Annotated in this window: 16 protein-coding genes and 1 CRISPR repeat array; all 16 genes read left to right on the plus strand. The window is 45.0% G+C overall.

Annotated elements, in window-relative coordinates; genetic code table 11:
• The first annotated feature begins 122 nt into the window (after window positions 1–122).
• Window positions 123–1,184, plus strand: a complete 1,062-nt coding sequence (locus D2E26_RS00870) for a PfkB family carbohydrate kinase (RefSeq protein WP_125962827.1) — start codon at window positions 123–125, stop codon at window positions 1,182–1,184.
• Between the two features lie 67 nt (window positions 1,185–1,251).
• Window positions 1,252–1,950 carry a phosphoribosylanthranilate isomerase gene (locus D2E26_RS00875; protein WP_125962828.1) on the plus strand — a complete coding sequence of 233 codons (699 nt, stop codon included), beginning with the start codon at window positions 1,252–1,254 and terminating at the stop codon, window positions 1,948–1,950.
• A gap of 44 nt (window positions 1,951–1,994) precedes the next feature.
• Window positions 1,995–3,149 carry an iron-containing alcohol dehydrogenase gene (locus D2E26_RS00880; protein WP_125962829.1) on the plus strand — a complete coding sequence of 385 codons (1,155 nt, stop codon included), beginning with the start codon at window positions 1,995–1,997 and terminating at the stop codon, window positions 3,147–3,149.
• Between the two features lie 394 nt (window positions 3,150–3,543).
• A complete protein-coding gene (gene cas9, locus D2E26_RS00885; RefSeq protein WP_125962830.1) occupies window positions 3,544–6,951 on the plus strand; it encodes a type II CRISPR RNA-guided endonuclease Cas9 in 3,408 nt (1,135 codons plus the stop codon).
• A gap of 13 nt (window positions 6,952–6,964) precedes the next feature.
• Window positions 6,965–7,876: a type II CRISPR-associated endonuclease Cas1 gene (gene cas1, locus D2E26_RS00890; RefSeq protein ID WP_125962831.1), complete on the plus strand. Its 912-nt coding sequence runs from the start codon at window positions 6,965–6,967 to the stop codon at window positions 7,874–7,876.
• Complete coding sequence (gene cas2, locus D2E26_RS00895) at window positions 7,863–8,195, plus strand: CRISPR-associated endonuclease Cas2 (protein ID WP_125962832.1); 333 nt, start codon at window positions 7,863–7,865, stop codon at window positions 8,193–8,195. The genes cas1 and cas2 overlap by 14 nt, the downstream gene beginning before the upstream one ends.
• Window positions 8,196–8,245: 50 nt before the next feature.
• Window positions 8,246–9,113: a CRISPR direct-repeat array (repeat unit 36 nt; unit sequence CAAGTCTATCAAGAGTGAAGAAAGCTAATTCCCAGC).
• Between the two features lie 272 nt (window positions 9,114–9,385).
• Window positions 9,386–9,754: a type II toxin-antitoxin system RelE/ParE family toxin gene (locus D2E26_RS00900; protein ID WP_125962833.1), complete on the plus strand. Its 369-nt coding sequence runs from the start codon at window positions 9,386–9,388 to the stop codon at window positions 9,752–9,754.
• Window positions 9,755–9,969: 215 nt separating this feature from the next.
• Window positions 9,970–10,191 (plus strand): hypothetical protein, encoded by a 222-nt coding sequence (locus D2E26_RS00905; RefSeq protein ID WP_125962834.1) that lies wholly within the window; start codon window positions 9,970–9,972, stop codon window positions 10,189–10,191.
• 460 nt (window positions 10,192–10,651) lie between these two features.
• Entirely contained in the window at window positions 10,652–12,031 is a 1,380-nt protein-coding gene (locus D2E26_RS00915; protein ID WP_125962835.1) for a hypothetical protein, read from the plus strand.
• Window positions 12,032–12,259: 228 nt separating this feature from the next.
• Window positions 12,260–13,570 (plus strand): hypothetical protein, encoded by a 1,311-nt coding sequence (locus D2E26_RS00920; RefSeq protein ID WP_125962836.1) that lies wholly within the window; start codon window positions 12,260–12,262, stop codon window positions 13,568–13,570.
• Window positions 13,571–13,916: 346 nt separating this feature from the next.
• Window positions 13,917–15,089: a BspA family leucine-rich repeat surface protein gene (locus tag D2E26_RS00925; protein WP_164515815.1), complete on the plus strand. Its 1,173-nt coding sequence runs from the start codon at window positions 13,917–13,919 to the stop codon at window positions 15,087–15,089.
• Between the two features lie 769 nt (window positions 15,090–15,858).
• Window positions 15,859–17,016 (plus strand): BspA family leucine-rich repeat surface protein, encoded by a 1,158-nt coding sequence (locus D2E26_RS00930; RefSeq protein ID WP_125962838.1) that lies wholly within the window; start codon window positions 15,859–15,861, stop codon window positions 17,014–17,016.
• A gap of 516 nt (window positions 17,017–17,532) precedes the next feature.
• Entirely contained in the window at window positions 17,533–19,824 is a 2,292-nt protein-coding gene (locus D2E26_RS00935) for a BspA family leucine-rich repeat surface protein (protein WP_164515816.1), read from the plus strand.
• A gap of 472 nt (window positions 19,825–20,296) precedes the next feature.
• Window positions 20,297–21,562, plus strand: coding sequence for a BspA family leucine-rich repeat surface protein (locus D2E26_RS00940; protein WP_164515817.1), 1,266 nt, complete (start codon window positions 20,297–20,299; stop codon window positions 21,560–21,562).
• 57 nt (window positions 21,563–21,619) lie between these two features.
• Window positions 21,620–22,963 carry a hypothetical protein gene (locus tag D2E26_RS00945; protein ID WP_125962841.1) on the plus strand — a complete coding sequence of 448 codons (1,344 nt, stop codon included), beginning with the start codon at window positions 21,620–21,622 and terminating at the stop codon, window positions 22,961–22,963.
• A 97-nt stretch (window positions 22,964–23,060) separates the two neighbouring features.
• The gene (locus D2E26_RS00950) at window positions 23,061–24,314 is read left to right on the plus strand and encodes a BspA family leucine-rich repeat surface protein (protein WP_125962842.1); all 1,254 of its coding nucleotides are present in this window, start codon (window positions 23,061–23,063) and stop codon (window positions 24,312–24,314) included.
• The last annotated feature ends 118 nt before the right edge of the window (window positions 24,315–24,432 follow it).

Raw genomic sequence — 24,432 nt, forward strand, 5'->3', positions numbered from 1 at the left:
CAAACAATTAGTAAGAAGAGACTACTATGTATTTTGGTTGTAATAAATAAGAGAACATCAACGAAGATGTGATCTTGTTATTGACCTGAGTTGTATTACATCTCACGCACGAAGGAGTGCAAATGGTCGAGCGAAATATTAGCCAGAAATGGCTTAATGAGCCCCCGATTCATGCAGTTCATCCGTATGCCGATCCGGTATCGGACTGGGAACAACAAGATAACTATGACATAACGCAAGATAGATATGTTGTGGTTATAGGTGGCATGAATATGGATATCTGCGGACGTCCAGGCCTCAAAATCGTGTCACGAGACTCGAATCCAGGCATGGTTACGCTCTCGCCTGGCGGAGTAGGGCAGAATATTGCGCAGAATCTCGCCCATCTTGGAGTCCCAGTGTCACTGGTGACTGTGTATGGCGGCGATGAAAATGGTGCAGCACTTGCTGCTGCATGTGCAGTGAATCATATTGATTTGAGTCATGCCGAATGCATTAATGATCGTCGTACTTCGACTTATCTGTTTATCACAGATGAGACAGGGGATATGCAGATAGCCGTAAACGATATGGGTATTTGCGAAGAAATGACGCCAGAGTTTCTGCAGAGGAGAATTGACTTTATCAATAATGCTGCACTCTGCGTTGTTGAAGCTAATCTCTCAGAAGACACGTTGACTTGGCTTGGCGACCATGTAACTGTGCCGCTACTAGGAGACACCGTTTCCACTTTTAAAGCGCATCATTTCGACCATGTACTGGCACATATGGGTGTGCTCAAGCCTAACCACCTCGAGGCTCAAGAGCTCACTGGCATTGCTGTGCAAGACGAGGAATCAGCACAAGCGGCAGCAACTGCATTACTGGACCGAGGCGTAGCAACTGTTTGTATTTCCATGGGCATACGTGGCATGCTTTGCGCAAGAAGAGTGCAGAACGAATCATCTGTAACAGATGAATTTGTTATAGTGCCGCCATTCCCAACCAAAATTGCTACAGCAAACGGTGCTGGAGATGCAGGTATGGCTGCTATTGCATGGAGCTATTTCGATAATCCTGCACGAGATCTGGAAGAACTTGGTCGCATATCTCAGGCAGCATCAAGCGTTGCACTCGAATGCACTAAAGCGGTCCCAGATTTAACTGTGGATCGGCTTCGTATGAAGCTAGCACTGCTTGCCTAGCAGTAGCGCAGAATTTACCCCCATTTTTACCCATCAATGTTCTCATTGCAAAGAAGGAAGAAGAACTATGAAGGTTATGAAGCAAATCTACTCGCTGATTCAGTACGACGAAGCTGTACAGACCATGGATGCTGGCGCTGATCATATTGGACTTGTACCAATGCAGAATGGCGGCGTTCCTGCACATCGCGTGCCACTGGAACGCGTACATCGCATCTTTGATGAATGCGCTCGCCGCGGTGTGAAGTCAGTAGCCATCATGTTGACCAACGACCCAGAGGAGATGCTGGAGTTAGCCGAAGAAATACAACCAGATATTCTGCATATTGCAGGCGATGGTTATGCAGCCGATGAGGATTTTGCTCAGCGACTGCGTGAAGTAGCACCACATACACAGCTCATGCAGGCAGTACTTGTAGATAACGAGTCCGCTGTAGATCGTGCCAAGGAATACGCCAAGTATTGCGATTTCATTCTGACTGATTCTGGTCTAGCTCCTGACACGGGTATTGGCGCAAGTGGTCAAACGCATGATTGGGCTATTGATAAGCGCATTGTTGAAGAATGCGGCAAGCCAGTCATTATGGCTGGCGGCCTCGGCCCAGATAACGTTGCAGCAGCTATTACGCAGTGCCACCCTTATGGCGTCGACTCATTAACCAAGACGAGTATCAAGTACGACGGCGGATACATGGAAAAGGACATTGAGAAGGTTCGCGAATTCTGCCAAAACGCTGATGCTGCAGCAGCTGCTATTGGCGAATAATCAATCGATTGTCTTATTGATAAAAGAGTTCTAAGGGAAGCTGTATGGATATCAAATTATTGCAGCCTGTTAAAGTCGTGTGCACCAGCGATCTCAGTACAACACTGACCGAGATTCTGAGCACAGCAGAGTATACAAGGCCACTTATTGTTACCGATGCGTTTGTTATAACCATGCCGCTCGTAACACAGGTAATTGCAGCATTACGTGATGCTGGTACAGATGTAGCAGTTTTCGACCAAGTACAATCAGATCCACTTGCCTCAACCATTAGTGCGGGCGTCGATGCATTTCGTGAGCATGAGGCTGACTGCATTATTGCAATAGGCGGAGGTAGCTCAATTGATGTGGCCCGCGGCATCAATATTGTGCGCGTTAATGGCGGTAATATCCTCGATTACACCAATCCACAACAGCCTATGCGTACATGCCCAGGCCTGATTGCAGTACCAACAACATCGGGTACTGGTAGTGAGCTATCGAATGCGCTGATTGTGACGAGCGATGACCAGAAGCTTGCTGTACTCGCAGACCCTGCAGTCAGCGAATACGCAGTGCTGTGCCCGGAACTGACTCTGACCTTGCCACAAAAGCAAACTATTGCCTGTGGCCTTGATGCATTCTGCCATGCTGCAGAAGGATACCTTTCTGTACTTGCAAGTCCCGTGACGGATGCAATTTGCGAAAAGATTATGTTCCTACTTGCCAAATATCTTCCAACTGCTGTGCACAACGGACAAGACCGATATGCACGTGAACGAGTGCAAGTAGCTTCAGCGCTCGCAGGATGGATGCTCAATAATTGCGGCACCATCGCAGGGCATTCCATTGCACATGTGTTGGGATCGAAATACCACATTGTGCACGGCGAAGCTGTCGGCTATGCATTACCTGCAGTGATGAAGTTCGTTGCACCAGTTCGTCTGCAAAAGGTTCGCGAAATCGGCCAGATTTTTGGAGCAGAGTATCCGGAGCAGAGCACTGACGAACAAATTGCTGAAATTGCATGCAGCACAGTTCAGAAATTCCGTGATGAGACTTTAGGCCTTCACCCATTCTCTGATTACGGCATTTCGCAAGACGAGCTGCTCTCGAATATTGATGCAGTAGTGCATGAGCGATTTGCTGGCAATACACCGCGTCTTATTGATGTAACGGCAGCCCGAGAAATACTGCTCGGTTTTGGTACGCGTAGCTAACGCAAATTTGCGATAGGATGATGTGCTCAAATGTACCTAAATAACAGTGCAGTTGATGCTTCCTATGCAGTACGAACGTAATTCCACAAGATGTTTCACGATGTAATTTGAAATTAGGGGGTAATACTGGTATATTGAATCTTGCTAATTCCCAGTAAGGATGACCTCGTTAGTCATCTTGAATGCTAAGCGAATTATTTCGCAGGGGAGGGTTCATCCCTCCCCGTTTTTTATTTTGAGATTGAATCTGTAATGAGGCAGCTGAAAATTCAACGTTCTTTTATAAAAATAAAGTCGTTTTGCTAAAAATTTATTCTCTTCTTCCTATGCCCCCTAAATGGTGGTGTACACTATGTAAAGTATTAAGACGACGAAGTCAAAGAGGGAGTTAGCGATGAAAAATCTTCGATATCGAGTTGGTATTGATGTCGGTTTAAATTCTGTAGGACTCGCTGCAATTGAAGTTGATTCAGACGATAATCCTCTGCGTATTTTAAATGCACAAAGCGTTATCCATGATGGTGGTGTGGATCCACAGTCGCAGAAAACTGCAGATAGTAGAAGGCAACAAGCTGGTATTGCAAGGCGTACACGTCGTATGCGCCGAAACCGTGTTAAGCGTTTGAAAGCCTTAGACAATTGGCTCATCAGCCACAACTATCCAGTTTATGAAGCCGACGAATTGGATTGGTTCGAGGCTTGGAAAGTCCGTGACCAGGCAGCAACTGCGTATATCGAAGATGATGAAGATCGTCAGGATGCTATTTCAATTGCAATGCGCCATATTGCTAATCACCGCGGTTGGCGTAATCCGTATATGGCGATTGAAAATCTGCTGGATGTACAGTTACCAGAGTCTAACCAGTATTTTGAATTGCGTGAAGCAGCTGAGCAACAGTGTGGCGGTCAGGAATTGCCTGAAGATGCAACTCCTGCTCAGCTGATTTGTGCTGTACTCGACTATAACGATGGACGCCCAATCCGTGTAAGGACTTCAACTGGATCTAAGAAAATCGGCGACCGTGAAGGCCTTATTCATCAGCGCTTAATGCAGACTGATAATGCCTATGAAGTGCGTAAAATTCTCTCTACGCAGCGTATTCCAGAAGACCAAATTCGAGAACTTATTCGGCTTGTTTTTGCTGCTAAGTCGCCTAAGGGTTCAGCAACAGAACGCGTTGGCTCTGATCCACTTGACCCATCGCAGAAACGTGCTCTGAAGGCATCACTTGCATTCCAGCGCTACCGCATTCTCAATATGCTGACGAATATTAGGATTGCAGAAAATGGTGCTGAGCGACCTCTGACGGTTGAAGAAAAGCAGCATGTCTATGAATTCTTAATGCAGCAAACTTCAGATAAGGTCACTTGGGGTGACGTTGCAGAACAGCTCCAAATTACTCGGCATAATCTTAAGGGCGTTGGCAAGCAGACCGAAGATGGTGAAGACCGAGTATCATCCCGACCTCCAGTCGTTGTAACAACGCAGCGTATTGCTGCTCTTAAAGACTCAAAGCTACGCAAGAGTCTTCAGCAGTGGTGGGATACGAATAATGATGATGCTCGCGAAGCCATGATTGAGCTGCTTTCTAATTCCGTGGATATTGACAAGGTTCGTGATGAACTACGCTATGCAGAGGCTATTGATTTCATTGAGCAGCTTGACGACGATACTTTGGCAAAGCTAGATACCGTGGATCTTCCAGCTGGTCGTGCTGCATATTCAGCAAAAACATTGAAAGCGCTTACCGAGCGAATGCTGACTACTGCAGATGATTTGCATGAGGCGAGGAAGGTCCTATTTAATATTTCTGATGATTGGCGTCCTGCTCAACCTGCAATTGGTGCGCCAATTGGTAATCCTGCTGTTGATCGTGTACTGAAGATCGTAAACCGCTATCTGATGAATATTGAACAACGATGGGGCAAGCCAGCATCGATTCAGATTGAACATGTGCGCGGAGGCTTTAATTCTACGAAGACTGCACGCGATATGAAGAACAAATATGAGCGTTCGATTGCTGACCGAACGAAGTATCGTGATGAAATTAAGCAGCAGCTTGCTTCTCTTGGTGTAGATACAGTTCGTGAATATGATGTTCGACGGCTCGAAGCCATTACTCGTCAGAATGGGAAGTGTCTCTATTGCGGCCGAACTATTACGTTCTTCGATTGCGAGATGGATCATATTGTTCCACGACGCGGAACTGGCTCCACGAATACACGCAATAATTTTGCAGCTGTATGTGAGTACTGTAACCGTGCAAAGAGCAATACGCCATTTGCCGTATGGTGCACAACGGATAGTGCAAAAGAACGCGGTGTATCACTGAAAGATGCCATCAATCGTGTCAAGATGTTCAACATTAATCCGCTTGAATATCGTGGGCGCGAAGCTACGAATTTCAAACAGTCAATTATCTCGCGATTAAAGCAAACTGAGCTAGATGATCCTATTGATAATAGGTCAATTGAATCTGTTGCATGGATGGCTGACGAATTACACCGACGCATTGACTGGCATTTCAACCGGAGTAACGATGCACAACCAGATGCAACAAAGGTAGGTGTATTCAGAGGAAGCATTACCGCGTCTGCTCGAAAAGCTTCGGGCATTGAAGGACGAATTCACTTCATTCATAGTCATACGAAGACGCGTCTTGATCGACGTCATCATGCCATTGATGCAGCAGTTATCGCCATGATGAGGCCAGGAGTTGCTCAGATTCTTACTGAACGAGATAACTTAAGGCGTTCGCAGATGATTACGAATACTCCAGACGTCGTGTTTGGAGATTGGCGTAATTATCCTACAGAATCCGCGCGTGGATACCACTTGTTCCAAGCATGGCTGGGCTCAATGAATTCGCTTGTTAATTTATTAAATGATGCGTTAGATGCTGATCGAGTACATGTGCTGTATCCGCAGCGTCTTGCGCTTGGTAATTCGATTGCGCACGATGCAACGATTCACGCATTGAAGAAGATTCCTCTAGGAGATGCTATTGATGCGGAAACTATTCGACGTTCAGCGACGCCTGCACAATACTGCGCTCTAACACGTCTGCCTGATTACGATGAGAAAGAAGGCCTGCCAGAAAACCTTGATCGTACTATTCAAGTAAATGGTCATCACCTTGGGCCGGCTGATAATGTTGAATTCTTCGCAGGTCCAGCTGCCCAAATTGCAGTGCAGCAAGGTTCAGCAGATATCGGATCTGCAATTCACCACGCCCGCGTTTACCGCTGCTGGAAAACCCAGAAGAACGGTAAGAGGAAGGAATTCTTCGGCATGATTCGAGTATTCCAAACAGACCTTCTCAAGTACCGCCATGATGATTTGTTCACGTGCCCATTACCTCCGCAGAGTATTTCCATGAGGTATGCGGATCCGAAAACTACTCAAGCAGTTGCACGAGGAGATGCTGAGTACATTGGATATCTCTTAATTAATGATGTGATTGAGCTGCACTTTGGAGAAGCAGAGAAAAGCCAGATTGGTGACTTTTTGGATTTTGCAAGGCCTGACTCGAGTATTAATCCAGGCATTGCAAATAAATGGGTTCTCGTTGGAATGCCAGAAGCTGCAAGATTGAAGCTACGTCCTCTGTATTTTGCTTCAGAGGGATTGCAGAATATCGAAAACGTTGAAAAATCAGTATGCCAAATCCTTGGTAATGGATGGCGGCCAACATTTGGCGTCGTGGCAGAGCACCATGCTCGGATTCTACGCCGCAATGCGTTAGGTGATCAGCGTATAACTTCAGAAGCCCATCTCCCGGTTTCTTGGGAACTGCAGTAGGAGGGTAACAATCATGCAAAATGGCGCCTGGAGAGTGATTGACTGTACTAATTTGGAAGGCCGGTTGAAATATGCTCGCGGGCGCCTCCTTGTATCCCAGTATGAGACTGGGGAAACGAGTGAGATTCCACTAGCTCAAATCGCAGTTCTTCTAGTCGGACAGAGGTCAAACTGCTCAACTGCATTATTGTATGAATTGGCGCAATATGGTGTTAGCGTTTTAATCTGTGACTGGAGAGGCATACCTGTATCTGCATTGCATAGTTGGTGTGATACTCCCACGATTGTTACGCAACGTCATCGTGCACAAGTTTCTATGTCGTTACCTAGACAAAAGAATGCGTGGAAGAAAATAATCCAAGCAAAAATATATGGACAGGCTCATTGTCTCGAATTGATTGGTGATGAGCAAGCAGGAACATTATTCGAGCTCGCCAAGCAGGTGCGGTCGGGTGATATCTCCAATGCAGAAGGAACGGCGGCACGGTTCTACTGGTCTAGAGTGTTTGAATCCGGATTCAGGAGAAAACCTGGATCTGGTATTGGGAAAAATTCTTTATTGGACTATGCATATGCAGTTCTTCGCGGCCATGTGATTAGAGCGATAATAACGGCTGGATTATCGCCAGTATTCGGAGTGAGCCACCACAATAGGTCTAACTATTATTGCCTAGCCGATGATTTGATTGAGCCATATAGGCCAGCTATTGATCATGAGGTATATCAGTTGCCTGAAACAGCGACTTTAGAAGACCCTTTAGTAAAGAAGCATCTCGTCAATGCAACAAATCTTCAATTTGCACAGTCAGGTAGCACTATACCAAGCTCCTTGACTGAGTTTGCTCAGCAATTCGGCTTGTATTGCGAGGGAAGAATAAAGTCATTATCCGTTCCAAGATTCGGAGAATTCAATGAAGAGAGATGAAGAGAGCGGTGGAATGTGGTGTGTAGTTATGTTTGATCTTCCGGTCCAAACGAAGGCGCAAAGGCGCGCTGCGACGCAGTTCAGACATTTACTGCTGGACATGGGGTATTTGATGGTGCAATTTTCTGTATATGCGAGATACGCTCCTACGCAAAGTGGTAATCGAACAACAGTTAAAGAAGTTTTAGCAAATATACCGGAGCATGGGAAAGTTCGAATATTGCATGTGAGCGATAATCAGTGGTCGAAGGCAGTTCATTTTTGTAATGGAACTGAGGAAGATAACGACGAAATGCCAGAGTTACTGTTACTTTTTTAAACGTAAAAAGTGAGGAAAAGACTGGAATTTCTTCACTCTTGACCAGCTATCAAGTCTATCAAGAGTGAAGAAAGCTAATTCCCAGCCAGTGACACCCCTATGCTGTTCGGACTCCAAGTCTATCAAGAGTGAAGAAAGCTAATTCCCAGCCATATCACTGCCAGGATTAGCGATACGCCAAGTCTATCAAGAGTGAAGAAAGCTAATTCCCAGCGATGGCGTGGATACGCTGGCTGACGCTCCAAGTCTATCAAGAGTGAAGAAAGCTAATTCCCAGCACACGTGGCAGATGGCGCGCAACGTGCACAAGTCTATCAAGAGTGAAGAAAGCTAATTCCCAGCAGCTGGTTCTACTGCATCGATCATGGCTCAAGTCTATCAAGAGTGAAGAAAGCTAATTCCCAGCCTTAGCGTCTGCGATAGCGTCCACGATGCAAGTCTATCAAGAGTGAAGAAAGCTAATTCCCAGCGAGCTTCACCGACGGAGTCGTAGCCGTTCAAGTCTATCAAGAGTGAAGAAAGCTAATTCCCAGCGACTTCATCAGTCAGCGTTTGCTGTTGACAAGTCTATTAAGAGTGAAGAAAGCTAATTCCCAGCGCGGTCTACATACTGTTGGTTGGCAATTCAAGTCTATCAAGAGTGAAGAAAGCTAATTCCCAACACTTTTGTCACGCGTGACATTTTTGTGACAAGTCTATCAAGAGTGAAGAAAGCTAATTCCCAGCAAACTGTTGCCACTGACTTGGGTTATCACAAGTCTATCAAGAGTGAGGAAAGCTAATTCCCAGCGCATACCCAAGGGCATTGCATGGCATGGCAAGTCTATCAAGAGTGAAGGAAGCTAATTCCCAGCTACGAGAACGCTGCACCATCGGGGATAGCAAGTCTATTAAGAGTGAAGGAAGCTAATTCCCAGCCCGCAAGAGCGGAGATAATCCCTAAAGATAAGTGTATTCCAAAGAGAGTTGCAAATCGTATTGCAGAATATAAATGTGTATTAGTGAATTCAGAACATGAACATATCTATAGGGTTTTATTTGAAAGTACTAGCACGGATATTTTTAACCAATGTTATTAATTATCCATTGCGAAGTTTTGAGTGGATTTAGAAAAATCGACTTAAAATCACAGATATGGCTGCCATCTAACGGCGTATGCTAGCCGCTTTGATGCAATTCTAAGGATTGTTATGTGTAAGTTGGACTTGAGTCGAATACAAGATTGGCTTGATTCACTCGATGAAGATTCACGAAATCGTGTTGATATGGCTTTACATGAGCTTGCTTTGCAAGGGCCTCAGCTGCGCATGCCATTGGTCAAGCTCATAGAAGGCAGTACCACGCATGCACTTAAAGAGCTCAGAATTGCAAAGTATCACGGCCATATTTATCGCATTCTGTTCTGCTTTGGCCCCGACCGCGAAGCTGTCATGCTCGTAGCAGGGGATAAGGCCTCTCACGGCATGAAGCATTGGTATGAATGGTCAATCCCAGTTGCAGAAGAGATGATTCAACAGCTTAAAGATCCGGCTCATTGCGGTTTGATGCTTGGGTCTTGAGAGGTGCGTGAATTTATGCCACCTGGGGTGAATACAGGAATAAAAAGAAAATATAAACTGCTCTGCAGTATGGGAGCAGCAAGAAATAAAAATGGGTGAAGTAACAGTAATAAACTGCTAGTTTCCACCCGTCAGCGAACTCTCATGCTTGGCCCCTTATGATGGTCGCGATTGAACGACTTCTATGATTGCGATCACTCATCAAGGAGGCTCCTATGAATTACAAATTACACGTGGCGTCTGCAGCGACACCGTTCACGTTGGCTCCTGGAGTGAATCCGAATCGCGTGATGGATGATCTTGCCGGCAGTGTGGATGGCGGATCTCCAGCTGTTATCGATATTGTGTTGGCAAACGGTCAAACCACGTCCATTTGGGTCAACGCTAAGGAACTTGCTTGGTGGTATGTCTCTGAAGATACGGAGCCAAGTAACTGAGTGAGCATTTTCTGAATCGCTCGTAACTCAGGCTGGTCCGACACTTCGACGGGTCATCTCGAGGTATTCGCCTGAGTTTTATTTCTACTGTTGCGGGTTCGCTCCCTCGCGGGGCGACCCGTTTTTCTTGCTCGAGTTGCCGTTCGATTGGCACGTCTCTTTGAACTTTCCTTTTGATTTCTATTTTTGATTTCTCTTTGTAGTGCCATGGGCAATCTTTATGTGATGTGACTTTATATGTCCGTATTGAGGCTTCTTGAGTTTCACAATTTCATCACAATTCGTACAATATGTAATGCGCAAACCCGATTTGGGTATTGCAAATCCTATGAGTTGCTTGCGGTACAAACAGCACATAACCAAACAGGATGTGACTGCAACAGCTGGAGCGATAGCACAGTATGAGCAACAGCACAGCATGAACGGTAGCAAGCGCTTAGCACTATGAGAGGGGAAATGAATGGTTTCGTTTATGCGGCTTACACAACGATTGACAGCGCTCGCGATTACGAGTTCAATCACTTTGACAAGTTTTGTTCTTGGTGTGAGTTCAACACAAGCTGTTGTAATACGAACAACAGATTCTGGTTCGCATGTGGCTTTGTCTCATCAAACCAGTGTTGCTGTAGATACTGGCAATGCTACTGAGGCTAACAATTCTGATGAGACTGGAAAAGCTACTCATCCTGATGAGACTGACAGTGCTAAGAATATTGCTAAAGCAAAGCACATTATCGAAGAAGCAATGCAACAACAAAACAATCGAGATGCGCAACGGGCTTCAAAATCATTGTCTGAAGCAACATCACGAAATGCATCCGATGGCCTAATCACTGCACACAGCAATGGTTTACGTGGTGATTGGGGTCCAACACCTTGGGACTTTGACGCATCTCGAGGAATACTTACCTTCGCCCCAGACCAGGAGGCAGAGACTCCAGCGTGCCCGTTTATGAGGCTTCCTGTTAAAGGAACAATAGAGTGGGCCGTGAAGACTTTAACGAAAAAAGCTGTATTTGCACATAAATTGACTGTTTATAGTCCGGATTCTCTGGCATGCATGTTTGAAAGCTGCCCGAATCTAGAAGAGGTCAAGGGACTGAATAATTTATCTCTTGAACGCATGAAATGGTATGAAGGCGTGACGTTCGCCGCTATGTTCAAAGATACAAAAGTTCGTAGTGTTAACTTCACTGGAGTGGACTTTAGCTATGTTCGCAGTATTGATTTGTGCAGCACCTTTCAAAATCTTCAAGCTGCTACGTTGACAATACAAGGTCTTCCTTGGGAGAAGGTCTCGAGCTTGTACGGTACGTTCAGAGATACTCAATTGCAGAATGTCACCGTTGGATATCCTGGACGAGTAGTTGAAGCACCAAAGCTTATTGACGCCAATAATATATTCACCAATTCACATAGTCTCTCTATTTTGCAGTGGAATATGATTGCACCTAATCTGCAGTATGCGGGGTACATGTTCTATGGTGCTACCAGTTTGCAAAATATTGATCTCAGTAATCTGAAGAGTCAGAAATTATCTTTTGTTAGGGACATGTTCTTAGCATGTCGAAGTCTTGACAGAGTTTCCCTGCTAGGCAGTAAATTCTCTGAAAATGCTTGCGTGGGCTGGATGTTTGGCGGCTCGATTATGCATTATCTTTCTATTGACAAGAGTGCACTTGCTCGAATATATGCACTGGGATCAGCTCAAACCTTGCCAAGAGAAGGAGATCCCAAGATTGCTTGGAAAGATGATGTTTTGAATCTGACAATGAGCATTACTGATTGGGCTACATACAAACCTGAAGAGGACTGCCAACTCAATCTGCATAGTGTGTAGTCCCTCAATTATGAGGTCCTGTTGTAGCTCAGCAGCGTATTTCATTATCTATAATTGATAGTAAGCAAATCCGAATTGGGTATTGCGCGATGCTATGAATAGCTTGTGTTTTAGGCAGCGCATAATCAGACAAAATGTGACTGCAAAAGCTTGGCAAACCAGCACGGCATGTGCAACAGCACAGCATAAACAGCAGCAAGCGCACGAGCATTACAAGAAGGAACAATAATGACATCACTGGCACGGCTTACCAAACGAATAGCAGCACTTACCGCTACAAGTTCGCTCATACTTGCTGGCGTTATTGGTGTGAGCTCAGCAAATGCTGATGAACTCCCTGCAGCAACAGGGCTTGGCGTCCATACCATGGCAGTCAATAGAGATGCCAATGTCAATACCAGTACAGACATCAATGTTGACGCCGATGCAGATGCAAACGATGTTGCTTTAGCACATCAAATTCTCGATGAAGCACTGCAACAACAGAAGGACCCAGACTCTACAGAAGAGAATCACTACATAGAAGGATATTGGGGTGAAACGTATTGGCTATTGAACAACAAAAATGAGACGATGACGATCGCTCCTTATGCAGATTCTACGGCTCCAGATTTTCGTTTCTTAGAGGGCAAGGAGGGGTCGTTGGAATGGGCAATCAGAATAACAGTAGAAAAAGTTGTTATTGCGCACAAGCTTAAGGCAACCAGTGAGTCTTCGTTTGCATCAATGTTTGAGGGTTGCTTACATCTCGAAGAGGTTGAAGGACTTGGCAACATATCCTACGAGAACCTTAAAAAGGGAAGTAATCCAAGGCTATATCAAATGTTCGAGAGAACCAAGGTTCAAAATGTTGATTTTACTGGAGCAGATTTCAGTACCTGTTCGAAATTTAATCCATCGTATATGTTCCTTAAACTGAACTTCTATGCAAAAGAACCTATAGAGTTACATTTGGCAGGTCTACCGTGGGAAAAGGTCTCTTCTACATGGTCAATGTTTAATGGTGCCAAAATATCAAGTGTGTTGATCGGGTATCCGGATCAAGTAGTCGAGGCACCGTCAATCGACACAGCTACAGCTATGTTCATGAACTGCCCGTTTCTTACCCACGTACAGTGGAATGTAACTATGCCAAATCTCAAAGATGCGGACTTCATGTTTTCTAAAGATGGCATGCTAGAAAGCATTGATCTCAATAACTTAAAGAGCAGCCAATTAGCCTGTATCACCGAAATGTTCGGCGAATGCTACAGGCTGGCCAGTCTCCAAATGAAAGGCACTAAGTTCACGGCAGGTCGTGCCTCCTATACGATGTATTACGCACCTATAAACCATTTTGTCATTAATAAGAGTGCACTTGCCGAAATCTATAAAGCTGCTAGGCACGGGCTACCGAGAGACGACGATCCACAGTTCCAACGGTACCAATGGAAAGATAAAGATAGTGGGCTGGAAATGTCTATTACTGATTGGGCAATGTACCAGCCTGATCAGGATTATGAGTTGGAATTGGATTTACCAAAACAGGAGCAGTGCTGAGCCACAGTGCTGAATAACAGTGATGAGCAACAGTGCTGAGCCACAGTGCCGAGACACAATACTGAGGCATAGTGCCCGTATGTAGGGCATTATGTTCATGAACCAGGTACTGTGTTCTACACTGAGGTAACGAGCAAACTCTAATAGGGTATTGCACAATCTCTTGAAAATCTGATGTTGAGAACGACGTGTTGTTATAAGCAACACATACCGATTCAAAGTGCAACTGCAAGGGCCACAATGGCGCCACAATACGGACTATGGCACAGCATGAACGGTAATAAGCGAATGAAAATGGAGTAACAGAGGGAAAACAATGATCTCGCTATCACGTGTTACCCGGCGAATGGCAGCGCTCGCACTTGCTAGTTCGCTTACAGTAACGGGTTTTACAGTCGGTCTGAGTACAGCGCAGGCTGATGAAGTAACTCAAGATAATTACGAGCTCGCGTCCACTGATGCGCAGGTAACGGCGAACCGTACTCATACGCTTGCGCTTGCTGATACAGCTGTTGCTAATACTGAGTCCTGGAGTGGCGATTGGGGTGATACCCATTGGATATATGACGCTAAACATGCAGTCTTGATTATTGCTCCAGATCGGGATTCCACATCTGGCGATTCGCCATTTATGGAAGACGCTGAAAAAAGTATTCAGGAATGGTTTGTGAAGACTTATGTGAAAAAAGTTGTTATTGCACATAGAGTCAAACTAGCCAATAAAAATGTGTTGAAATCCATGTTTAGCAACTGTCCTATTCTTTCAGAAGTCGAAGGTTTAGGTAAACTCTCGCTCGAGCTACTTCCTGAAGAAGATGTAGTGGATCTCTCTTCTATGTTCAGCAGAACCAGGGTAAGTTCTGTTGATTTTACTGGAGTAAATTTCGGTAAGAGGCCACTCAAGACGAATAGCATGTTTTATGGCAACCCCATTGCGGATTTCGCGATGAAGGGTTTACCTTGGGAAAATCTGCTGAGTGCAAGTAATATGTTTGCTTGCTCTGGCATAAAAAATATAACGGTTGGCTATCCAGATACAGTAGTAAAAGCACCGATGCTCTCCGCCATAAATCAAATGTTTATGGACTGCAAAAACCTTTCGGAAGTAGATTGGCGAATTGAAGCACCAAATGTAATCGGCACCTACAATATGTTCTTTGGTGATACAGCATTGACGAGTGCGGACTTGAATAATCTGAAAAGCCAGAACATTCTTGATTCTGGAGGAATGTTCCAAGACTGTACGTCGCTGGAGCATGCCTTGTTGGGTGGCAGCAAGTTTAGCTCAGGCTTCCGAGCCATCAACATGTTCTCTAACGCGCCTAAAATCAAACATTTTTCTATTGATAAAGAAACACTGAGCAAACTGTATCGTTACGGGGATAACGGTAGGCTGCCGAGAATCGATGCGCAGCCAGCTTTGCGATGGTACGATGAGAGCCTCGATCAGTATCTGACATTTGCTGAGTGGGCAGCATATCAAACTGATGGCAATCGTACATTGGATTTAGATGCTTAATTTGTATGAATATAAGCCTAATTTGACGATGGTAACGAGTTATTACGGCGACATCTGATATTGACAGTGGCGACGTGTTGAGCTCACCGCAGGAGTTATGCTGCGGTGAGCTTTTTTATTATTTTCGTAGTCTCTGCTGCTCGTTCTGCTACCGCCGTTTGAGTTGTTCAAGAAAAATGACATTTTTTAATTTTTGTATACACTGCAGTGCCAATTCTGTACCGCTTAAGGTGTTCGTATCTATAAAGAATTAATTGTTAAGTTAAATAATTATGTACTGTACGTAACGTGTTTGTGATTTGGGGAAATTGGCTGCGATTTGTTGATAAACTAAGATAAATCACTCCAAGACCAAGAAAGGGGAGACAGTACGTTCGAGCGAGGGAAACTCGAATGCCTACTGTTTATTGACGTTTCGTAAGATTACGTCGTATCTGATGTCCAGAATTCGAGAAGTATATTTTGTGAAGATGATTCTGGCATAGAGTAAATCATGTGCTCAGTAATGAACACAAAAACCAAAATTCAAACGGAGTGAAGGGCTCCACATACGAGGGTAAATATTAATGAGTATGCCTATCGTTTTTGAATTTTGAGGGGGACAATAAATTACATAAGCAATCGTCGGCACCTTTACGGGTCTAACGAATGGTATGCAGTGTCTCGGGAACGCAATTCCAATGGCGCCCGAGATCGGGGTGATAACTGGCATACGAGTAAGACACCGTAGCGCAAGGGCTGAAGCGTTGCTGAAAGGAAAACAATTATTATGCTGAATACTCAGACTATGAAGCGTTTCTCGGCTCTGGCACTTGCTGGATCTTTGGCACTGTCGGGCCTTGCTGTGGGTGTTACTTCTGCTAATGCGGCACCGATGCCGTCTCAGACAATTTCGATTGTGAATCCTGATGCTGATCCAGCAACTTCGGGCACTTGGGGCAAAATTCCTTGGACCTATGACACTGCAACGAAGACACTCGAACTTGGCGGCTATGGCAAGCCAACACTCGTACCAGAGAACACTGAGGTGTTCCTGACGGACGGCGCAGATCAGCAGGCCACAAAGTTTGAAATGGAAACGGTTCATCTGCATGGCGTAACTATTGAAGATGCTAAGCAACTGACCTCTATGTTTGCAGATGCAAAGCATCTGAAGACAGTAACGGGCTTGAATTCTCTGAATTTTGAGAAGGTAGCAGAAGGCAAGACTGTGTCGTTTATGGACATGTTCAAGTACACGGCTGTTGAAGATGCAAACTTTGCGGGTATTAACATGGCCGGCCATGACATTAATGCTTCTGGTATGTTCCAGGGCGCCACAAGTAAGTACCTCAATCTGACGAATCTTCCTGTTGATCATATTGTGACTGCAGACGCAATGTACGCTGAGAACACCAATCTCACTGAGGTGACCTATGGCGGTTTCTCTGGTCCTATTCCAGCTCCTGCACTGAAGTCTGCTAATGCAATGTTCAAGGACTGCACCAATGTGACGTCGCTCTATATGAATGTTGAAGCTCCAAACCTTGAGCAGACTAATGAGATGTTCGATGGCTGCAAGAGTGTGAAGCGCATCAACTTCGATTTCGTTAAGGCTCAGCATGTGAAGAGCGCTCAGTACATGTTCCGTAACTGCGAGAACCTGGAAGACGCATGGATGATGAGTTCTGATTTCTCGCATCTCTCTAAGGCAGAAGCCATGGGCATGTTCGAGAATGCAAATAAGGTGAGCTGGCTGATCCTGCCAAAGGCCTCGCTCGATAACCTCTATGAGGCTGACGCACATGGCTATAGCTCGCTGCCACGTACCGATCAGAAGGATGCTCAGTGGGGTGTCTACGGTCTCGAAGGACCACGAACGTTCGGCGAATGGGCTGCAGATCAGACGATCAGCGCAGACACAACGATGAATCTCAAACTTGCCTAGTAGTTGGCCTTACAGCTTGCTGAGCAGTTTGCTGAGAAGTTTGCCGAGTAGTTTGCTGAGCAGTTGATGAGTAGGTAAGAAAGGAGTACCTCTTCATTTCTTCTAGTTAATTCTTCTGGTTTATTTCATTGAAGCTCACCGTAGTAGTACTGCTGCTACGGTGAGCTTTTTGCTGCTCTGCGGAACTTCCTTGTACTACTGGGATCAGTCTCTACTGCTGGAGTAAGCCTTTACTATGAGTACCCCCGATATAGATGCTTGCAGTTGGGAATCATTGATGGGCACAAGTTTTTGCCTAAGCTTCATATTACATATAATGGGCTGTAGCAAATTCGACTTCGGATATTGCGTTGGTATGAACAATCAGTAGCAAACTAGTGAAATTGGCATGCATAGTACAGCATGACTTTACCTAGTATTGCGATGCCCAAAGGGGATACAGCGATGAGTAGGATTCGTGGTTGGCGCCAATGGTGCGCACTCGTAACTGCAAGTATGTGTATGCTGATGAGCTCAGTGACTGGAGCGGCATCGGCACAAGATACAACAGTTTCGCAGCATAATGACGCAATGCAGGATGTATTAGCTGATAACCCTGATGAAACTGGTCAGTCGCTTGATCAAGATCATCAAGAAGCAATGTTGCAACCGCTGCAAACCCATGGGGCAGCGCCAGAAACTCATGGGTATTGGGGAGGTGCTGAATGGACCTATGATGTGGCAACAAAAACGCTGGTAATGGCCCCTCAGGGTGACACGCATGTGGTATACGGTACCGCAGAATTCCTAACCAAGAATGACGGTGAACTCGCTACCAAGAGCGAAGTAGAAACCGTGCGAATCGATCACACTATTGATCTTTGGAATCCAAGTCAGCTGGCTTCAATGTTTAGAAATGCTCGGAATCTGACAACGGTGCAAAACATTCATAATCTTAAGGTCAAGCGATACTTCCCAAAGGAGAAGGAATGCTGGATCGATTTGTCGTATATGTTCGCTGGGACCAACATACAATCGGTTGATTTTTCTCAGTGGGATTTTGGCGACCATATTATTAACGCAAACTCTATGTTTGCGCAGGCTACAACAGTAGCCACAACAGATTTCAATATTCCATTTGAGCGTATAGGCACTGCACGCGATATGTTCTGGCGCGCAGGTAACCTCGAGCGCATAAATATTGCTGGACGATCTGGTGTCAAAACTGCTCAATGGTTTACTGATGCCTACGGTATGTTCGAAAATTGCGACCATTTGCGCAAAGTGGTTTGGAAGCTTGCTACGCCGAATCTGGAAAGACTAGCGTGGGCCTTTGCACGATGTGGAGCATTAGAAGAAGCAGACCTGAATGGCATGCAAAGCTCTGCTATGCGATACAGCAGCCAGCTTTTCACGGATTGTTCCAAATTGAAAACAGTAGACCTTACAGGAACGCATTTTCTTGCTGGTATTTCAACAGATATGTTTGCCAATACTGCGCAACTGACTTCGATTACCTTGTTAAAAGCAGCAGTGAAATACCTCTATACAGTGAACAATAAAGCGCTGGGATCGAATATGCTGCCTCATATTGCGAAGACCAATGTGCGTTGGAATGCTGAGAATAAGTCCTTGTCATGGCAAGCTTGGGCCAAGGCTATTGCTCTCTCTGATGAAAGCTCTGCTCGATTCATGATAAGTAGTCAAGCGGCGCTTACTGAACCTCTTACAGCAGTAGAGCCGCAGCATGCTGACAGTTCAGATACTGCACAAGCAGCACCTCAATCGCAGAGCGGTCAAACTTGGTCAGAACAGAATTCTGTTATCAATGGTGACTGGGGCGGTACACCGTGGACCTTGAATCGCACAACCGGAGAATTGGTATTTGCACCGGACAAGAGTGCAGATGTTGCTTTCGGAACACCTATGTTCAGCTTTGATAACCAGCATATTGATGAGCTTAGGGATCTAACGAAAACTGTTCGTTTTGCCCACATTGTGCGTATTCATGGAGCTCATCAGTTAGAAGCAATGTTCTCCAATTTTGGCAACTTAGAATCTGTAGAAGGTTTTGAAAACATTGATTTTGGCAAGATTCCCGATACAGGATGCACACTGTCAATGAGAAACATGTTCGCAGGAACTCATGTGCAGAAACTTGATTTAAGCAAAGTCTATTTCAGGAAGCATACCATTAATACACGCGGTATGTTCGAGCGAGCAACAATTACGAACGTTGATAGCTTCCATATTCCATATGAACGCGTAACGAATGCAGAGCGTATGTTTAGCCAGGCGCAAGGCATAGACCATGTTGAGATTGCTGGGCCGGATAGAAGTAAAGCAATGTACTTGACTACCGCAGAGGAGATGTTTGCACATTCAAGTGTGACCAGCGTGAACTGGAAACTTGCCTCGCCGCGCTTGTCAAATCTTCGTAGCATGTTCTTATACTGTCGTGAGCTCGTCGGCGCACATTTGAATGGTATGGCGGCTACGTCAGTGCAGATAATGGACGATATGTTCTATTGCTGTAGAAAGTTAGACACAGTTCGATTAATAGATACTATGCTGACGAGCTACGATCCAGAGGACTATAACAATATCTTTCGTGATACAGCAATACAGAAGATATCGTTCTCTAAATACACCTTCGATCAGCTGTATCAGCAGTTCGAACATACGGATTGTGCCTCATTGCCAGACATCTATGATTCTAGCGTTCTGTGGAACGGCTACTATATGCGCAGAACCTGGGAAGGATGGAAGAACGATACCTCTATTAGTGCACAAAGCGGTATAGATTTCACACGGTATATTCCGCGGTGAACTAGGCACATAATGCATGAGTGAGTCGGTGGGTATGAGACTTCCTGCCAAACAGAGGTCTCATACTCACTAACTGCTCTATTGCCATATATGACAAGGTTCAACCTTGTTCTGCGTACTTCAAATGAATATGTAAAACAAACGTATAGAACAAACGTGGATGCTGAGTGCTCATTACTACAGATCAAACTTTTACCGGGTATTCACGGCTACTACAATGAATGTTAAGCGAGTCCGACGTTGGATATCGCACATGCACGCAAACTATACCGGTACCAATACTGCATCAGATATTCATGAAGAATCGAATATTGGTGAAAGTTCAGTATTGGTGACGGCTGAGTATTGATGGTAACTCAGTATTTGCGATGACTGAATGTTGGCAATGACTGAAAATTGGTGACGCCTTGGGAATTTGACTCAAATTGAGCAGATGCAGGGATGCAGCCTATTGGTATCAGAGGAGATAGCGATGGATAGTGACTTACGAAGAGCACGATCTCATTGCAGACCGCTGCTGATAAGTACCCGCATGAGACGAGCAAAACTGGTACTAGGAATTGCGGCACTCATAATCGCCATGGTTTTTGGCGCCATGGTACCGAGTGGGTTCGCAACAGCGTATGAGACTGAGCTGTCTTCTACCAATCAATATCAACTTGAACAGCATCACACCACAGCAGCATTAGCAGCGCTTGATGCGGAACAAACTCATAATGATGGTCCTGCTACAGAAGGTAACTGGGGTGGTGTTGACTGGACCTATAACACAAGATCAAAAGTGCTGAGCATTGCTCCGAAGAAGGATGCAACTCTAGTAGATAACGATGGCCCGTTCCTTACTGCTGACGATGCCGAACTTGCAACAAAAATGGACATGCGAACTGTGCGATTCATGCATAAGGTCACTATTACAGATGCATCACAACTGGCCTATATGTTTGAAGGTGCTTGCAGTCTCAACGTAGTAGAAAATCTTTGGCGTATACAGCTCAGTGAGATTTCGGCAACGCAGCCTCTTGATCTGACGAGCATGTTTGCTTATACGGCCGAGCTTCATACTGATTTTGCACGATGGAAAATAGGAAACCGACGAATTATTGCACGAGAAATGTTTAGAGGATCTCATGCTAATACCTTTGAATATTTCCATCTTCCATGGGGCAATATTGAAGATGCGTACTACATGTTTGCAGAAATGCCGAACCTACTGTACATAGATTTTGACAGTCAACTGTCGGAGAGCAACTTTGGCGTTCGCAATGCTGAAGGAATGTTCTACGGCTGTACTGCGTTAGAACAGGTCATTTGGAATATGTCAGCTTCCAATATGATCAATATGAACGAGATGTTTAAATATTGCTTCTCGTTACTCAGCGTTGATTTTTTGAGTACGCAGGGATCTCAACAACAAAGCATGACGGGCATGTTTGAAGGATGCCATCACCTACAAGAGGTGAATTTCCAGGATCTGCCAATTACTCCCGCAAGTATGCAGGTCGGATCAATGTTCTTAGACGATAACGATGTGCGTGCTATGACTATGTCGATTGCAACCTTGCGATACCTCTATGACCAGAATTACCACAATCCATATGATCCCTCATGGGCTCTGCCATGCATGGACAATGCTGAGAGTCTATGGACCGCTAAAGGACAATCACGAAGCTGGAAACAGTGGATGGAAGATACAGCACTCGAAGATACCGAGATACTTACGTTCACGCGAGTTCTGTAACAGTACTCGCAACAAACCAAGACTTCATGTGATTGCAGATTGGTAAAGGAACTTCAGATGATTACGAACAACCATATGCGGCGATTTCACTGGATACCAATTATTGCCAGTATCCTCGTTATTTTGTGTTGCGCATCTGCTGCTACCGTTCCCAATGCCTATGCGGGACAAAAATCCCTTACGACGCGAGAACAAGCATCAATCGCTTTACATCAGCAAGCGGGGATAGGCACCGATATACATAATCGAGATGAAGCCAACCTAGATGGAACGAATCTGGATGAAGTGAATCTGGATGAGATTGACCCAAGTACGTTGGACCTCAGTGATGTAAACGCAACACAGACTGGGTATTGGGGTGGTGTGTATTGGTTCTATGTGCGCAATACACAGAAGCAGACATATTCGTTGTATATAGCGCTTGATCACGAAACTGTTGTCGATAAAAACCCTGGTATTTTTCTTGAGGGCAATGATAAAGAACGAATAATAAAGCAAGAGATGACGCAGGCTGTGTTCTGCAACAACATATATATCAGCGAGCCAAATCAGTTAGAACATATGTTTGATGGCGCAGTTCGTCTTCACTCTGTCAGCAACTTGGGTAAGTTGCACTTCGATTATCTTGCACCAGACGTGCAATATGTGAGTTTTGCCTATATGTTTGCAAGAACGAATCTTACGCGAGCAAACTTTAAACCTGTTGATTTGAGTAGATTCGATACGTGCCGTGATCCGATGTATATGGGGGCTTGCGGTATTAACGCTGAAGGCATGTATGCGGGTAGCACCATAGAGACACTTAAAGATTTTAGGCTTCCATATCATTTGATTTACAACATGGATTCCATGTTTGCGAATATGCGCAGACTGAAGCATGCGATACTCAATAATTGTGAGAGCACGCCATTGTTCTCAGTCACTGCATCAGCGAGGTCAATGTTCAAAGCAGATATAGTGCTTGAAGACGTGGTATGGCAGCAACGTATGCCAAATCTGAAATATATCGATTCCGCATTCGAATACTGCAATCTCTTAAAGCAAGTCAATCTTGATGCCATGCAAAGTCTTAAGATACAGAACGCACAACGGCTCTTCGTTGGTTGCAACCATCTTGAGGAAGTATCGCTACAGAACTATCCCGAGAAATCCGAAGGTATTGTTGATGCGTTTGCCATGTACAACACCTCACCAGTACGCAAACTTACGGTGTCGAAGCGGACGCTGAGTCTTGCCTATGGGCTGCGTAATAAAACATATAAGTATGAGACGTTGCCATATGTGCGCAACACCAGTGTGATGTGGGAAGCCAAAGGCAAACAACAGAATTGGGCCGCATGGGCTACCGATAGATCACTGTTTGACCGAGAAAATGTTACTTTCACGCGAGTAGGGAAGTAACCATGTTCCAAAGCAGCACAAGTACTTGGCATAAGCATTCGACTGCAAACAGCAGCGGATGGCATAGCAAAATGTGTGTGCTCGGAAAGGACAAGTCATGAAAGCTCATGGACGACTCCATCGAGGAGTGCTAGCTTTACTGTTTGTCATAGTAACGATAGCGCCTAGTACATCAGCACAGGCAACCGTAGTACAGCACGTATCTGATTCGCAAACCAATGCTGCAACCACAAGTGAGTCCGCAGTTAACCACACTGATTCTGATGAGACTAGTGGAAATACATCAGATACGTCGAACGTAATACCGAGTAATTATGGTCACTGGGGCAATGTTGCCTGGAACTTCTATAAAGGCAACAAAGTTATGGATGTGGCGACCTATAACGATACGAATGTTGGTGAGAATCCAGGTAAATTCCTGAGGAGGGATCCTAGAGATTTCGAAGCATTGCGTCTAACAAAGACCATTCGTATTCGGCACGATATATGGATTGATGATCCAAGCTATTTACGTGAAATGTTTAAAGGTGCAGAGAATCTCACCACTATTGAGGGATTGCAACACCTGAAAACAATTAAACGAATGAAAAGCGATGCCATTATCTGGCTGAATTCGATGTTTGAGGGAACCAATATTCAAAATATCGATTGTTCTCAGCTTGATTTCGGTGGCCGTCGCATCATTACTGACGATATGTTCAGAGGAGCAAAGTCAGTAGATTTAAGCAAGCTAAATTTTCCATTCGATCATGTTATTGAAGCACATGACATGTTTAGCGATATGAAGCAGCTACAAAAAATTAGTCTGACGCATGAGGGTAAAGAAACTGTGGCGCCAGGTCTGACTGCTATTGATCGAATGTTTGACGGCGATGAAGCTCTACAATCAATCGAATGGAAGCTTCGTGGACCAAATATTAGAAGTGCGAAGAGTCTGTTTAATAATTGCAAATCGTTAACTGCAGTGAACTTGGATGCTCTTCAATCAGAAAAACTTGAGCTGGTCACTGCGATGTTCGCGAACTGTAGGAGCTTACGTTCTGTTTCGCTGCAGAATTTCCTGCCTCATATCAATATTTATAAGCTTCAAGATTCTAAAGATTTTCTCTATAAAGCTCCTGTAGAAGATTTCATAGTGCCGCATCAATTTCTCAATCAGCTCTATGACGTGAGCAATAAGAATCGCTATTATGCATTCCCGTTTGAACGGAATGCAGACGATGAATGGGAATGGATAGAGCAGAATGCAATAGAGCCTGAGCAGAAGCAACAAACGTTAGAAGAATGGCTCCTTGACGATGACTATGACGATACAGATCTTATGATGCTGCATCGCATAGCGGATGAATAAGTGTTACGCGAGTACGAGTTCTAGAAGTACCAATACCAACACCAATGCCGTCGGTACTTATTGCAAGACCGAGCGCGAAATGGGGAAGGGGTAACAATGTCAATACGGAACAAATTAC

Origin of the sequence: Bifidobacterium dolichotidis (genome assembly GCF_003951975.1) — a bacterium.
GTDB classification, from domain to species: domain Bacteria; phylum Actinomycetota; class Actinomycetes; order Actinomycetales; family Bifidobacteriaceae; genus Bifidobacterium; species Bifidobacterium dolichotidis.

Bases quoted from the DNA above. Each gene is read 5' to 3' on its own strand.
- D2E26_RS00870 (WP_125962827.1), top strand. From the start codon at position 123: ATGGTCGAGCGAAATATTAGCCAGAAATGGCTTAATGAGCCCCCGATT.
- D2E26_RS00900 (WP_125962833.1), top strand. From the start codon at position 9,386: ATGTGTAAGTTGGACTTGAGTCGAATACAAGATTGGCTTGATTCACTC.
- D2E26_RS00925 (WP_164515815.1), top strand. From the start codon at position 13,917: ATGGCAGCGCTCGCACTTGCTAGTTCGCTTACAGTAACGGGTTTTACA.
- D2E26_RS00945 (WP_125962841.1), top strand. From the start codon at position 21,620: ATGATTACGAACAACCATATGCGGCGATTTCACTGGATACCAATTATT.
- D2E26_RS00880 (WP_125962829.1), top strand. From the start codon at position 1,995: ATGGATATCAAATTATTGCAGCCTGTTAAAGTCGTGTGCACCAGCGAT.
- D2E26_RS00930 (WP_125962838.1), top strand. From the start codon at position 15,859: ATGCTGAATACTCAGACTATGAAGCGTTTCTCGGCTCTGGCACTTGCT.
- cas1 (WP_125962831.1), top strand. From the start codon at position 6,965: ATGCAAAATGGCGCCTGGAGAGTGATTGACTGTACTAATTTGGAAGGC.
- D2E26_RS00920 (WP_125962836.1), top strand. From the start codon at position 12,260: ATGACATCACTGGCACGGCTTACCAAACGAATAGCAGCACTTACCGCT.
- cas2 (WP_125962832.1), top strand. From the start codon at position 7,863: ATGAAGAGAGATGAAGAGAGCGGTGGAATGTGGTGTGTAGTTATGTTT.
- D2E26_RS00950 (WP_125962842.1), top strand. From the start codon at position 23,061: ATGAAAGCTCATGGACGACTCCATCGAGGAGTGCTAGCTTTACTGTTT.
- D2E26_RS00940 (WP_164515817.1), top strand. From the start codon at position 20,297: ATGGATAGTGACTTACGAAGAGCACGATCTCATTGCAGACCGCTGCTG.
- cas9 (WP_125962830.1), top strand. From the start codon at position 3,544: ATGAAAAATCTTCGATATCGAGTTGGTATTGATGTCGGTTTAAATTCT.
- D2E26_RS00915 (WP_125962835.1), top strand. From the start codon at position 10,652: ATGGTTTCGTTTATGCGGCTTACACAACGATTGACAGCGCTCGCGATT.
- D2E26_RS00905 (WP_125962834.1), top strand. From the start codon at position 9,970: ATGAATTACAAATTACACGTGGCGTCTGCAGCGACACCGTTCACGTTG.
- D2E26_RS00875 (WP_125962828.1), top strand. From the start codon at position 1,252: ATGAAGGTTATGAAGCAAATCTACTCGCTGATTCAGTACGACGAAGCT.